Origin of the sequence: Micromonospora sp. NPDC049060, from assembly GCF_040649055.1 — a bacterium.
GTDB lineage: Bacteria > Actinomycetota > Actinomycetes > Mycobacteriales > Micromonosporaceae > Micromonospora > Micromonospora reichwaldensis.
The window spans coordinates 13,658-28,721 of the sequence record NZ_JBEZEV010000019.1 but is presented as its reverse complement, the minus strand read 5'-3'; the positions used below and the strand labels follow the sequence as shown (position 1 = coordinate 28,721).

Sequence of the window (15,064 nt, the reverse complement as noted above, 5' to 3'; positions counted from 1 at the left end):
CGATAGGGGGCGCTAGGGGCACGCCAGGGGCGGGAACGGTCACAGGCCCCGCGCGGCCAGCCACCGCTGGAGCGTGCCGGCGAGTTCCGGCCCCCGGTCGGCGACCATGCTGAAGTGGTCACCGGCCGCGTCCGCCACCTCGTGCGGGTAGGGCCAGCGGGACCGCCAGCCGTCCTCCTCGCCGTTCCACTCCCCCAACGGCTCGCTGGCCCGGACCAGCAGGGTCGGCACCGCCATCTCGATCGGCTGCCAGTCCAGGAACAGGGGCAGGTAGCCGGCCCACGCGGTCGTCCGCCAGTCGTCCATCGGCGTGTACGCGGTCTCCCGGTCGATCATCCCGTCGAGCAGCTGCGGCACCCACCCGCCGAGCACCTCGCTGTTGGCCGGGTAGGTGTCCATCAGCACCACCGCGTCCGGGGAGCGGCCCTGGCGTTCCAGCTCGCCGGCGAGCAGGTTGGCCACCATCGCGCCACCCGAGTGACCGGCCAGCACGAACGGGCCGCCGTCGACGGCGCGCAGCACCGTGTCGGCGTGCACCCGCAGCAGGGCGTCGAGGTCGGCGGGGAGCTCCTCGCCCACGCCGAACCCGGGGTTGGGCAGGGCCCAGACGTTGCGCACCCCCCGGAAGCCGGCGGCGAGCCGGGCGTACTCGTGGGCGCCGGAGAGCAGGGACATGGTGCAGCAGCACACCAGCTGCGCCGCGGCGCTGCCCTCGGCCAGCCGCAGGATGCCGGCCGGGCGGGTGAGCTGCGCCGGCTCGCTGAAGCTGGGCCGGAACTGCGCGAGCTTGACCAGGAGTTCGGCATACCCGGCGGGATCCTCGCGCGCCTTCGGCTGGTTGAACAGCCCGCCGAGCAGCCCGCCGCCGGAACTCTCCGCGGCCGGTCCCCCGGCGTCGTCCGCGCCGTCCCCGGCCGCGTCCGCGCCGCCGAGCTGACCGAGCAGGTGGCGGGCGAGCGCCGTAGGGGTGGGATGGTCGAAGAGCAGGGTGGCCGACAGCTCCGCCCCGGTCTCCTGGCACAGCGCGTCGCGCAGCTCCAGCGCGGTCAGCGAGTCGAAGCCGAGCTCCAGGAAGTCCCGGTCGGCCTCGACCGCCCCGGGCGAGGCGTGCCCGAGCACCGTGGCCACGCGCGCGCGGACCAGATCCAGCAGGATCCCGTGCCGATCGCCGGCCGGGGTGCCGGCCAGCCGGTCCCGGAAGGCCAGGGCGGGGTCGGTCGCCTCGCCACCGGAGCCGGCGTCCCGGGCCACGGCGGCCGCCGCCTCGGGCACGCCGTGCAGCAGCGGTGCGGGCCGTACGGCGGTGAAAGCCGGCACGAACGCCGGCCAGTCGAGGTCGGCGACCGCGAGCTGGTCGTCGCCGCGGCCCACGGCCTGCTGCAACGCGGACACGGCCAGTTCGGCGGGGAGCGGACGGACCCCCCGGCGGCGCAGCTGTGCCGGGTCGGTGACCTCGTCGGCCCAGGGCACCCACGCGACGACGGTGGCCGGGCGGCCGGCGGCGCGCAGGCCGGCGGCCAGCGCCTCCAGCCCGGCGCCCGCGGCGGCGGCGACTGCCGCTCCCCCGCTGCCCCAGACCGCGGCGGTGGAGGTGAAGACCACGAACTCGTCGATCGGCCGGCCGGCGCAGGCCCGGTCGAGCAGCTCCACCCCGGCGGTACGGGCGGCCACGGCGTGGGCCAGCTCGCGCGGATCCAGCGCCGCGACCGGTTCGCCGGCCCCGTCGGAGTCAGCGACGTGCAGGACGGTGCGGACCACCGTCCCGGCGTCGGCCAGCCGGTCCAGCGCCTCGGGCAGCCCGTCGAGGTCGTCGACGACGGTGACGGCGACGTCCGGGCCGACCGTGCCGGTGGGCACCCCGGGACCGACGAGGACGAGATGGGTGGCGCCGCGGTCGGCGAGCCACCGCAGCAGGTGCGGGGTGCGCACCGCCGCGGCCCCGTGCACCAGGACCCCGCCCCGGGGCCGCCAGTCCGCGTCGGCGGCGGTGCCGGCCGGGGCGCGCGACAGCCGCCGCGCGTACACCCCGCCGGAACGCACCGCCAGCTGGTCCTCGTCGCCGCCGGCCGCGACGAGCCGGGCGAGCGCGGCGAGCGCGGCGTCGTCCGGCTCCGCCGGCAGGTCGACCAGCCCGCCCCAGAGGCGCGGCTGTTCCAACGCCAGCACCCGACCCAGGCCCCAGAGGTACGCGCCGGCGACGCCGGGCGCGGCATCGTCGGCGTCGACGGCCACCGCGCCCCGGGTCACGGTCCACACCGGCGCGCTGCCCCCGGCGACGGCCCGGACGAGCGCGGCGGTCCCGGCCAGCGCGACCGTCCCCGTGGCCTCCGCCGCCAGCAGCGAGACCACGACCGACGGGGTGCCCCCGGCGTGCGCGACGGCCCGGGCGATCTCGTCCGGGTCGTCGCCCACGGTCACGAGCACCGGGTCCAGTCCCTCGGCGCGCAGTGCGGCCAGCACGCCCGTGGCGTCGGTCCACGTCCCGGCCACCACCAGGCAGCCGCCGGTCGTCGCGGTGCCGGAGGGCGCGGCGACGCGGACCCAGTCGGCGCGGTACCGCAGGCCGTCCAGGGCGGAACCGCGGCGCCGCCGGTCCCGGTAGGACGCCAGGGCGGGCAGCAGCTCGGCGAGCGCCTCCTGCCGGTCGGCGTCCAGGCCGAGCGCGGCGGCCAGCACGGCCGGCCGGTCCTGGGTCACGGCGGCCCAGAACTCCTCGTCGTCGCTCGGCGCGGCGGGCTGACGGAGGTCGACGGCGGGCGGATCCGGCCAGTACCGCTCGTGGTGGAAGGCGTAGGTGGGCAGCTCGACGCGCGCGGCGTCGCTGCCGGCGAAGAGGGCCGGCCAGTCCACCCCGGCGCCGCGCAGGTCGACGGCGGCGAGCGCGGCGAGCAGGCTGGCCGGCTCGGGCTGGTCCCGGCGGCCGAGCGGCACGAAGGCCGCCGGCTCGACGTCGGGCAGGCACTCGCGGGCCAGCGCGGTCAGGGCGCCGTCGGGGCCGAGCTCCAGGAAGGTCCCCACGCCGGCGGCGGCCAGGGTGGCGACGCCCTCGTGGAAGCGGACGGTGTCCCGGACGTGGTCGACCCAGTAGCCCGGGTCGGTGGCCTGGGCGGCGGTGAGCGGCTCGCCGGTGCGGTCGGAGACGACAGGCAGGGTCGGCGGATGCCAGGTGACCTTCTCCGCGACGACCCGGAAGTCGGCCAGCATGGCGTCCATCCGGGCCGAGTGGAAGGCGTGGCTGACCCGCAGCCGGCGGGACCGCCGGCCCTCGGCGGCCAGCCGCGCACCGGCCGCGAGCACAGCCTCCTCGTCGCCGGAGAGCACCACCGACCGGGGGCCGTTCACGGCGGCCAGCGACACCCGCTCGTCGAGCAGCGGGGTCACGTCGGCCTCCGACGCCCGCACCGCCAGCATCGCCCCGCCGGCCGGCAGCTGCTGCATCAGCCGGCCCCGGGCGGCCACCAGGGCCGCGGCGTCGGCCAGCGACAGCACGCCGGCGACGTGCGCCGCGGCCAGCTCGCCGACCGAGTGGCCGAGCAGGTGCTGCGGGCGCAGCCCCCACGCCGTGACCAGCCGGTAGGCGGCGACCTCGTAGGCGAACAGTGCCGGCTGGGTGAACTCGGTACGGTCCAGCAGCGCCGCCTCGGGCGAGTCGGGATCGGCGAAGACCACCTCCCGCAGCGGCCGGCTCAGGTGCCGGTCCAGTTCCCCGGCCACCTCGTCGAAGGCGGCGGCGAACACCGGGAACCGGCGGCACAGCTCGGCGCCCATGCCGAGGCGCTGGGCGCCCTGGCCGGTGAAGAGGAAGGCGACCTTGCCGGCCGGGCGGGCCACGCCGCGTACCACGCCGGACGTGTTGCGCTCCTCGGCGACCGCGCGCAGGCCGGCCAGCAGCGCGTCGCGGTCCTCGCCGATCACCGCTGCCCGGTGCGGCAGCGCCGCGCGGGTGGTGACAAGCGAGTACGCCACGTCGGCCGGGGCCAGGTCGGGGTGGTCGGCCAGGTGGCCCAGCAGCCGCCGGGCCTGCCCGGCCAGGGCCGGCGCGGAGCGGGCGGAGACGATCCAGGGGGTCGGCGGGGCGGGCGTACCGGCCGGCCGGGCGTCGTCGGTGTCCGCTTCGGCGGCCTGCTCGATGATGACGTGCGCGTTGGTGCCGCTGATCCCGAACGCGGAGACCCCGGCCCGGCGCGGCTGCCCGGTCTCCGGCCAGGGCTCCGCCCCGGTCAGCAGGGACACCGCCCCGGCCGACCAGTCGACGTGCGGGGTGGGCTCGTCCACGTGCAGGGTGGGCGGCAGCATCCCGTGCCGCATGGCCAGGACCATCTTCATCACCCCGGCGACGCCCGCGGCCGCCTGGGTGTGCCCGATGTTCGACTTCACCGACCCCAGCCACAACGGCCGGTCGGCGCGGCGGTCCTTCCCGTACGTGGCCAGCAACGCCTGCGCCTCGATCGGGTCGCCGAGCGTCGTACCGGTGCCGTGCGCCTCGACGACGTCCACCTGGTCGGCGGTCAGCCCCGCGTTGGTCAGGGCCTGCCGGATCACCCGCCGCTGGGACGGGCCGTTCGGGGCGGTCAGCCCGCTGCTCGCCCCGTCCTGGTTGACCGCGCTGCCGCGCACCACGGCGAGGATCGGGTGGCCGTTGCGGCGGGCGTCGGAGAGCCGCTCGACAAGCAGCATGCCGGCCCCCTCGGACCAGCCGGTGCCGTCGGCGGCGGCGGCGAACGACTTGCACCGGCCGTCGGTGGACAGGCCGCGCTGGCGGGAGAACTCGACGAAGACGGTCGGGGTGGCCATCACCGACACCCCGCCGACCAGCGCCATCGTGCACTCCCCCAGCCGCAGCGCCTGGCAGGCGAGGTGCAGCGCGACCAGGGACGAGCTGCACGCCGTGTCCACGGTGACCGCCGGCCCCTCCAGTCCCAGGGCGTACGAGATCCGGCCGCTGGCCACGGCGGCGGCGCTACCGGTGCCGAGGTAGCCCTCGACGCCGCCGCTGACCCCGGTGAGCAGCGCGGCGTAGTCGCCCTGGCTGCTCGTCGCCGCGTACACGCCGGTGGGCGCGCCCCGCAGCGTGGTCGGGTCGATGCCGGCCCGCTCGAACGCCTCCCAGGCGGTCTCCAGCAGCAGCCGCTGCTGCGGGTCCATGGCGAGGGCCTCGCGGGGACTGATGCCGAAGAAGGCGGGGTCGAAGTCCCCGGCGGAGTAGAGGAACCCGCCCTCCCGCACGTACGACGTGCCCCGGCTGTCCGGGTCGGGATCGGGGTCGTAGAGCGCCCCCAGGTCCCAGCCCCGGTCGTCGGGGAACGCCGACATCGCGTCGGTGCCGTCGGCCACCAGGTCCCACAACTGCTCCGGCGACCCGACGCCGCCGGGGAACCGGCAGCTCATGCCGATGATCGCCACCGGCTCGCTGAGCGCGGCGGTGAGCTGCTGGTTCTGCTGCTTGAGCTTCTGGTTGTCGAGCAGGGACGCGCGCAGCGCGCCGACGACCTCGTCCAGTGAAACACTCATCGGGGGCTCCTCAGGGCCGGCCGGGTCACGAGTCGGAGCCTTCCAGGGCCATCCGGACCAGGCCGGCGACGTCGAGTTCGTGGATCTGCGCCTCGGGCGCGGCCGGGGCGGCGGACGCCACGGCCGGCGGACCGGCGCTCGTGCGGGCCAGCTGGAGCAGCTGGTCGAGCAGACCCGTCCGCCGCAGCTCGTCCAGCGGGATCGCGGCGAGGGCCCGGCGGACCGACTCCTCGTCGCCGTCCTCGCCGAACTCCCCGTCGCCGTCGGCGAAGAGCTCCTCGTACAGGTGGTCGGCCAGCCCGGCCGGCGTCGGGTAGTCGAAGACGACAGTGGTGGGCAGGTCGTGCCCGGTGGCCGCGGTGAGCAGGTTGCGCAGCTCCACGGCGGTGAGCGAGTCGAAGCCGAGGTCCAGGAAGCCCCGGTCCGTCTCGATCACGTCGCCGGAGGAGTGGCCGAGCACCTTCGCCGCGTCGACGCGCACCATCTCCAGCAGCGCGGCCCGCCGCTCGTCGCCGGGCAACGCCCGCAATTCGGCGAGCAGGTCCCGCGCGACGGGCGCGGTGGCGTCCGGCGCGTCGGCGGGGGTGACGGCCAGCTCGCGTACGGCCGGCAGGTCGGCCAGCAGCGGGCTGGGCCGCAGCGAGGTGAACAGCGGCGCGAAGGTGGCCCAGTCGACGTCGGCGACGGTGACGCAGGTGTCGCCGGCGGCCAGGGCGTGTCGCAGCCCGGCCATCGCCACGCCGGGCGGCATCACCCGCAGGCCGCGGCGGAGCAGCTGCTCCGCCGCCCCCTCGGTGTACATGCCGGACTCGGTCCACGGCCCCCAGGCGACGGAGGTGGCCGCCAGGCCCCGGCCGCGGCGTCGCTCGGCGAGCGCGTCCAGGTAGGCGTTGCCGGCCGCGTACGCGCCCTGCCCGCCGCTGCCCCACACCGCCGAGATGGACGAGAAGAGCACGAACGCGTCCAGGTCGACGCCGTCGAGCAGCTCGTCGAGGTGCTCGGCGCCGGACAGCTTCGGGGCGATGACGTACGCCAGGTCCTCCAGGGTGGTGTCGGCCAGCGGCACCACCTCGCTGACGCCCGCGGCGTGCACCACCGCGCGCAGCGGCGGTCCCTCCCGCCCGAGGTCGGCCAGGAGCTCGGCCACCGCGTTCCGGTCGGCGGCGTCGCAGCGGGCGACCCGGCAGTCCACCCCGAGGCCGGTCAGCTCGGCGAGCAGCTCGGCGGCGCCGGGGGTGTCGGTGCCGCGCCGGCTGGTCAGCACCACCCGTTCCGCGCCGGCGCCGGCCACCCAGCGGGCCACGTGCCCGCCGAGCGCGCCGGTGCCGCCGGTGATCAGGACGGTGCCCCGGGGCTGCCACGGCGCGGGCTCCCCGTCGGTGACGGCCGGGACGAGCCGCCGCACCAGCACCCCGGACTCGCGGACGGCGAGTTGGTCCTCCACGCCGCCGCCGGTGAGGATGCCGCCGAGCCGCATCGCCGTCCAGGGCTCGAGGTCGGTGGGCAGGTCGACCAGACCGGCCCAGCGGGCGGGCTGTTCCAGCGCGGCCACCCGGCCGAGGCCCCACAGCATCGCCTGCCGCGGGTTGGCCGGGACGTCGCCGTCGCCGACCCCGACGGCACCCTGGGTCACGGACCAGAGCCGGGCCGGGGCGTCGAGGTCGACGAGCTGCTGGAGCAGGTGCACGGTCGCGGCGAGGCCACGCGGCAGCGCCGGGTGCTCGGCGTGCGGGGCGTCGTCCAGGCCGAGGAAGGAGAGGATCGACAGCGGCCCCCCGTCCTCGCCGAGTGCCTCGGTGAGCACGTCGGCGAACCCGCCGCACAGCTCGTCGGGGTCGGCGCCGGTGTCCACGGGCACGATCGTCACGTCGGTGCCCAGGGCCCAGGTGCAGGAGTTCAGGTCGGGGTCGTCGGCCCGGTCGGCGGGCAGCAGCACCAGCCAGCGGCCGGGGTCCTGCTCCTGCGGGGTCTCCTCGATGGGCTCCCAGACGACCCGGTACCGGCTGCCGTCGACCAGGGACCGTTCCCGGCCGCGCCGCCGCCAGGCGGAGAGCGCGGGCAGCACCGTCCCGAACGGCTGGTCGCGGTCGACGTCCAGGTCGCGGGCCAGCGACTCGAGGTCCTCGGCCTCGACGGCCGCCCAGAAGCGACGCTCGACGTCGGTGCGGTCGTCCTCGGCCGCCAGGCTGGCCCACGGCGGCGGCTCCGGCCAGTAGCGCTGCCGGTCGAACGTGTAGGTGGGCAGGTCGACGCGCTGCGCGCCGGTGCCCGCGTAGAGGGCGAACCAGTCCGGGGAGACGCCGTGGGTGTGCAGCGCGGCGACCGCCCGCAGCAGGGTGGTCGGCTCGGGGCGGTCCCGGCGCAGGGCGGGCACGACCAGCGGGGCCCGGCCGCCGGTCGGGGCGTCCCCGGCCAGGACGGCCTGGGCGAGGGCGGTGAGCACCCCGTCCGGGCCGATCTCGACGTAGCCGGTGACGTTGCGCTCCCGCAGCGCCGCGACGGCGTCGGCGAAGCGCACGGCGTCGCGGGCGTGCCGCACCCAGTACTCCGGCGTGCCGATCTCCGCCGCGTCGACCGGCGCGCCGGTGACGGTGGAGATCATCGGGATGGTCGGGTCCTGGTACCGCAGCCGCCCGGCGACGGCGGCGAGGTCGTCGAGCACCGGTTCCATCAGCGGGCTGTGGAACGCGTGGCTGACCGTCAGCCGCCGGATCCGGACGCCCCGCGCGGTCCACTCGGCGGCCAGCTCCTCGACGGCGTCGCCGGCCCCGGACACCACGACGGCGGCGGGACCGTTGACGGCGGCGACGGAGACCCGGTCGGCGCGGTCGCCGAGCCCGGCGGTCACCTCGGCCTCGGTGGCGGCGATGGCGAGCATCGCCCCGCCGGCCGGCAGCGCCTGCATCAGCCGGCCCCGGGCGGCGACCAGCTCGGCGGCGTCGGCCAGGGAAAGCACCCCGGCGGCGTGGGCGGCGGCGAACTCGCCGATGGAGTGCCCGGCGACCGCGTCGGGGCGCACCCCCCACGCCTCGAACAGCCGGAACAGCGCCACCTCCACGGCGAAGAGCGCCGGCTGGGTGAACTCGGTCCGGTCCAGCGCCTCGGCCTCTCCGGTGTCGGGCTCGGCGAAGAGCAGCGGCTTCAGCGGGCGGGGCAGGTGCGGGTCGAGTGCGGCGCAGGCCTCGTCGAGCGCGGCGGCGAAGACCGGGAACGCCTCGGCCAGCTCGCGACCCATCCCGGCCCGCTGCGCCCCCTGCCCGGAGAACAGGTACGCCACCTTCGGCCGGGACGCGGCCACGCCGGTGACCACCAGCGGCGAGTCCTCACCGGCGCCGAGGGCGCGCAGCCCGGCGCCCAGCGCGATCCGGTCGGTGGCCAGCACGACGGCCCGGTGCTCCAGGGTGGCCCGGGAGACCGCCGACGACCAGCCCACGTCGACCGTCCGGGGGGCCTCCAGCCCGGTGAGCTGCTCGGCCCAGCGGTCCGCCTGGGCGGCCAACGCGACCGCCGTACGTCCCGACAGCAGCACCGGCACCACCGGCAGCCCGGCCGGCTCCCCGGTCGGCGGCTCGACGACGGACGGCTCCGGGGCCTGCTCCAGGATGGTGTGCGCGTTGGTGCCGCTGATGCCGAACGAGGAGACGGCCGCGCGGCGCGGGTGGTCGGTGACCGGCCACGGGCGGCCCTCGCCGAGCAGCTCGACCGCGCCGACGGACCAGTCCACCTGGTCGGTCGGCTCGTCGACGTGCAGGGTCTGCGGCAGGTAGCCGTGCCGCAGTGCCAGCACCATCTTGATGATCCCGGCGACGCCGGCGGCGGCCTGCGTGTGCCCGATGTTGGACTTGATCGAGCCGAGCCAGAGCGGCTGGTCGGCGGGCCGCTGGCCGTACGTGGCGAGCAGGGCCTGCGCCTCGATCGGGTCGCCGAGCTTGGTGCCGGTGCCGTGCGCCTCGACGGCGTCCACGTCGGCCGGGGTGAGGCCGGCGTTGGCGAGCGCCTGCCGGATCACCCGCTGCTGCGACGGCCCGTTCGGGGCGGTCAGGCCGTTGGAGGCGCCGTCCTGGTTGACCGCGCTGCCCTTGATCACGGCGAGCACGGGGTGGCCGTTGCGGCGGGCGTCGGAGAGCCGCTCGACGAGCAGCAGGCCGAGGCCCTCGCCCCAGCTGGTGCCGTCGGCGGCGGAGGCGAACGCCTTGACCCGGCTGTCCGGGGCGAGCCCCCGCTGCCGGCTGAAGCCGACGAACACCCCGGGGGTGGACATGACGGTGACGCCGCCGACGAGGGCGAGGGAGCACTCCGAGCGGCGCAGCGCCTGGCAGGCCCAGTGCAGCGCGACCAGCGACGACGAGCAGGCGGTGTCGACCGAGACGGCGGGCCCCTCCAGCCCGAGGGTGTACGACACCCGGCCGGAGAGCACGCTGCCGGCGTTGCCGGTCATCAGGTGCCCCTCGGCGCCCTCGGCGCTGAACATCAGGTTCCGGTAGTCCTGGTAGTTGGTGCCGACGAAGACGCCGGTGGGGCTGCCGCGCAGCGCGTGCGGGTCGATCCCGGCCCGCTCGATCGCCTCCCAGGACGCCTCCAGCAGGAGCCGCTGCTGCGGGTCCATGGCCAGGGCCTCGCGGGGGCTGATGCCGAAGAAACCGGCGTCGAAGTCGGCGGCCCCGGTGACGAATCCGCCCTCGCGGGCGTAGCTGGTGCCCTCCTTCTCCGGGTCGGAGTCGAAGAGCCGGTCGAGGTCCCAGCCCCGGTCGGTGGGGAACTCGCCGATCGCGTCGCCGCCGGCGGCGAGGAGCTGCCACAGCTGCTCCGGGGTGTCCGCACCGCCGGGCAGGCGGCAGCTCATCGCCACGATGGCGATCGGCTCGTCGTCGTCGACCGGTGCGGCCGGGGCGGGGGTGGCCACGTCCGGGGCGGCCCCGGTGAGCAGTTCGTCGAGGTGCGCGGCGAGCGCCGTCGGGTTCGGGTAGTCGAAGGCGAGCGTCGCGGGCAGCCGCAGGTCGGTGGCGGTGGCCAGGAAGTTGCGCATGTCCACGGCGGTCAGCGAGTCCAGGCCGAGGTCGCGGAAGGGCAGGGTGGCCGGGATGTCGTCGGCCGCGCCGTAGCCGAGCGCGGTCGCCGCGCACTGGCGGACCAGCTCCAGCAGCGTCGCGGCGCGCTCCGTCGCGGCGAGCCCGGCGAGCCGCCGCGCCAGGGCGGACGGTACGTCCGTCGCCTCCTCGGCGGCCTCCTGCGGGGCCGGCCGCGTCGCCTCGCGCACCTCTTCGAGGTCGCCGATCAGCGGGCTGGGCCGGACCAGGGTGAACGCGGGGGCGAAGCGGGCCCAGTCGATGTCGGCGATCAGGGTCGTGGTCTCGCCGCGCCGCAGCGCCCGGGCGAGGGCCTCGACGGCCAGGTCCGGGTCCATGCCGAGCATGCCGCCCCGGCGCAGCCGCTGCTGGGCGCGTTCGTTGTCGGCGGGCAGGCCGGCCCCGCTCCACGCGCCCCAGGCCACCGAGAGGGCGGGCAGGCCCTCGGCCCGGCGCCGCTCGGCGAGGGCGTCGAGGAACGCGTTCGCCGCCCCGTACGCGCCCTGCCCGGCGTTGCCGGTGGTGCCGGCGACCGAGGAGAACAGCACGAAGGCGTCGAGGTCGCGGTCGCGGGTCAGCTCGTCCAGGTGGACGGCGGCTGCGCACTTGGGCGCGGCGACGGTGTGCAGGCGCTGCGGGGTGACGGTGTCGACGATCCCGTCGTCGAGGACGGCGGCGGTGTGCAGCACGGCGGTCACCGGGGCGTCGGCGGGGACGGCGGCCAGCAGGTCGGCCACCTGCGCCCGGTCGGCGACGTCGCAGCGGGCCACGGTGACCCGTACGCCGAGGTCGGTCAGCTCCGCCTCCAGTTCGGCGGCGCCCGGGGCGTCCGGGCCGCGCCGGCTGGCCAGCAGGACGTGCGCGGCGCCGGAGCGGGCCGCCCAGCGGGCCAGGTGCCCGCCCAGCCCGCCGGTGCCGCCGGTGATCAGCACGGTGCCGCGCATCCGCCAGGTGTCGTCGACGGCGTCGCCGGACGCGGCCGGCTCGGGCTCGGTGAGCCGGGTGAGCCGGCGGACGAAGACCCCGGACTCGCGCACGGCGAGCTGGTCCTCGTCGCCGCCGAACTGCTCCGCGCCGTCGTCGTCGCCGAACTGGTCGGCGCCACCGCCGAACTGGTCCTCGCCGCCGGCGCCGAGCGCCGCGCAGAGCAGGGCGCCGGCCTGCGCGTCGAGGGTGTGCGGCAGGTCGAGCAGGCCGCCCCAGCGGGCGGGGTGTTCGAGGGCGACCGCGCGGCCGAGCCCCCAGACGGCGGCGGCGACGGGGCTCGGCGCCGGGTCGTCGGCGCTGACCGCGACGGCTCCCCGGGTCGCGCACCACAGCGGCGCCTCGACGCCGAGCGTCCCGAGCGCCTGCACCAGCAGGGCGGTGCCCGAGACTGCCAGCGAGGTCGCCGGGTGCTCCGGGTGCGCCCGCTCGTCGAGGCCCAGCAGGGAGAGCACGGCGACGGGTCCGTCCGGGCCGGCGAGCGCGGCGCGCAGCGGTTCGGCCAGCGCCGCCGGGTCGTCGGTGGCGTCCAGTTCCACGGGTACGACGTCCGCGCCGAAGTTGCCGAGCGCCGACAGCACGTCGGCGACCAGGGGGTCCCCGGCCAGCGCCGCGGGCACCGGGACGAGCCAGGTGCCGGCGAGCCAGGTCAGCGGCAGGTCGGGCACGGCCTGCCAGGTGACCCGGTAGCGCCACCGGTCGAGGTCCGGCTCGCCGTCGGGCGCGGCGAGGAAGGCCGGCGGAGCGGGCCAGTACCGGTGGTGGTCGAAGGCGTACGTGGGCAGGTCGACGGTGGGCGCGGCGGGGAGGACCTTCGTCAGGTCGACGGGCAGGCCGATGGCGTGCGCCGCGGCGAGGTTGGTCAGCAGCCGGGTCGCGTCGTCGTCGTCGCGGCGCAGGCTGCCCAGGGTGTGGCCGGTGACTCCGGTGTCGTCGAGGATCGCCGTGACCGGCATCGTCAGCACCGGGTGCGGGCTGATCTCCACGAACGTGGTGTGCCCGGCGGCGACGGCCACCCGCACCGCCGTGTCGAAGAGCACCGTCCGGCGCAGGTTGTCGTACCAGTAGTCCGCGCCCATGGAGATCGGGTCGGCCCAGTCCCCGGTGAGGGTGGAGACCAGGCGGGTGTGGCCGACCTGCGGCGTCACGTCGGCCAGGTCGGCGCGCAACTGCTCGGCGACCTCCTGCACGGCGGGCGAGTGCGACGCGTAGTCCACGGGGATCAACCGGGCCCGGACCCCCTCGGCCTGGCACGCCTGCACCAGGTCGGCGACGTGCTGCGGCGGGCCGGAGACCACGACGGTGGACGGGCCGTTGACCGCCGCCACCCCGACGCCGGGGAAGGCCGGCAGCCGCTCGGCGACCGCGTCGGCCGACAGGTCCACCGACGCCATCGTGCCGGTGCCGCGCAGCACGGTCAGGGCGCGGGAACGCAGCGCCACCGCCTTCGCGGCGTCCTCGAGGCTGAGGATGCCGGCGACGCAGGCCGCGCCGATCTCGCCCTGCGAGTGGCCGATCACCGCGGCCGGGGTGACCCCGGCGTGCTGCCACACGGCGGCGAGCGCCATGCCGACGGCCCACAGCACCGGCTGCACGACCTCGACCCGCTCCAGCCACGACTCGTCGTCGCCGGTCAACACCGACACCACGTCGACGGCGAGATACGGGTCGAGGGCCCGCTGGCACTCGGCGAGCTTCGCGTCGAACACCGGCGTCCGGCCCACCAGGCCGGCGGCCATCCGCGCCGACTGCGCGCCCTGACCGGGGAAGACGAACACCGGGCCCGCGCCGGGGCCCGACGCCACACCGCTGACGACGTTCCCGGCGGGCAGGCCGGCCGCGACCGCGTCCAGCCCCGCCAGCAGCTCGTCGGCGGTCGAGCCGACCACGGCGGCGCGGTGGTCGAACGTCGACCGGGTGGCCGCCAGGGACCAGCCCACCGCGGCCGGCTCCAGCCCGTCGCGCTGGCGCAGGTGCGACGCGAGCCGCGCGGCCTGCCCGGCCAGGGCGGCCTTCGACCGGGCCGACACCGGCCAGAGGAGCGCGTCGGCCGCGACCAGCCCGGGGGCGGATTCGGCGCGGCGCTCCTCGGCCGACTCGTCCGGCTGCTCGATGATCACGTGGGCGTTGGTGCCGGAGATGCCGAACGAGGAGACGGCACCCCGCCGCGCCCGGCCCGTCTCGGGCCACGGCCGGGCCTCGGTGGCCAGTTCCACCGCGCCGGCCGTCCAGTCGATGTGCGGGGACGGGGCGTCGACGTGCAGCGTCGCCGGGACGACGCCGTGCCGGATGGCGAGCACCAGCTTGATCACCCCGGCCACGCCGGCGGCGGCCTGGGCGTGGCCGATGTTCGACTTCACCGAGCCGAGCAGCAGCGGCGGGGCGTCCCCCCGGTCCTGCCCGTACGTGGCGATGAGCGCCTGCGCCTCGATCGGGTCGCCCAGCTTGGTGCCGGTGCCGTGCGCCTCCACGACGTCGACGTCGGCGGTGGAGAGCCGGGCGGAGGCGAGGGCCTGGCTGATCACCCGCTGCTGCGCCGGCCCGTTCGGGGCGGTCAGCCCGTTCGACGCGCCGTCCTGGTTGACGGCCGTGCCGCGGACCACCGCGAGGACGTGGTGTCCGTTGCGACGGGCGTCCGACAGCCGCTCGACCAGCAGCCAGCCGACGCCCTCGGAGAACCCGGCGCCGTCGGCGCTGGCGGCGAACGACCTGCACCGCCCGTCCGTGGAGAGGGCGCGCTGCCGGCTGGATCCGATGTAGAGGCCCGGGGTGGCCATCAGGGTCACGCCGCCGGCCAGCGCCAGGTCGCACTCCCCCGCCCGCAGCGCCTGCACCGCGAGGTGCAGTGCCACAAGCGACGACGAGCAGGCCGTGTCGATGGAGACGGCCGGCCCTTCGAGCCCGAGGGTGTACGACACCCGGCCCGACGCGACGGCCGCCGCGCCCCCGGTCATCGAGTGCCCCTCGTCGCCGTCGGGCGACATCATCAGCAGGGTCCCGTAGTCCTGCCCGTTGGTGCCGACGAACACACCGGTCCGGCTGCCGCGCAGCGAGGCCGGGTCGATCCCGGCGGCCTCGACCGCCTCCCAGGACGTCTCCAGCAGCAACCGCTGCTGGGGGTCCATGGTCAGCGCCTCGCGGGGCGAGATGCCGAAGAAGGCGGAGTCGAAGTCCCCGGCCCCGTCGACGAACCCGCCCTCCCGGGCGTACGAGGTGCCCGGGTGGTCGGGGTCGGGGTGGTAGAGGCGCTCCAGGTCCCAGCCCCGGTCGTCGGGGAAGGGGGTGACCGCGTCCCGGCCGTCCCGCAACAGCTCCCACAGGTCGTCGGGGTTGCGCACCCCGCCCGGCAACCGGCAGCTCATCGCCACGATCGCCACCGGCTCCAGTTCCTGGGACTGTGCCTCACTGAGCCGGCGGCGGGTGTCGTGGAGATCAGCCATGACCCGCTTGAGGTAGTCGCGGAGCTTGTCTTCGTTGGCCATCGGAGTGCCGCTTCCTCGAAA

Annotated in this window: 2 protein-coding genes; both read right to left on the bottom strand. The window is 76.8% G+C overall.

Annotated elements, in window-relative coordinates; genetic code table 11:
* Nucleotides 1-39 precede the first annotated feature (39 nt).
* Complete coding sequence (locus AB0B83_RS10850; RefSeq protein ID WP_357577972.1) at nucleotides 40-5,511, bottom strand: type I polyketide synthase; 5,472 nt, start codon at nucleotides 5,509-5,511, stop codon at nucleotides 40-42.
* A gap of 25 nt (nucleotides 5,512-5,536) precedes the next feature.
* Complete coding sequence (locus tag AB0B83_RS10845; protein ID WP_357577971.1) at nucleotides 5,537-15,043, bottom strand: type I polyketide synthase; 9,507 nt, start codon at nucleotides 15,041-15,043, stop codon at nucleotides 5,537-5,539.
* Between the last annotated feature and the right edge of the window lie 21 nt (nucleotides 15,044-15,064).

Bases quoted from the DNA above. Each gene is read 5' to 3' on its own strand.
- AB0B83_RS10850 (WP_357577972.1), bottom strand. From the start codon at position 5,511: ATGAGTGTTTCACTGGACGAGGTCGTCGGCGCGCTGCGCGCGTCCCTG.
- AB0B83_RS10845 (WP_357577971.1), bottom strand. From the start codon at position 15,043: ATGGCCAACGAAGACAAGCTCCGCGACTACCTCAAGCGGGTCATGGCT.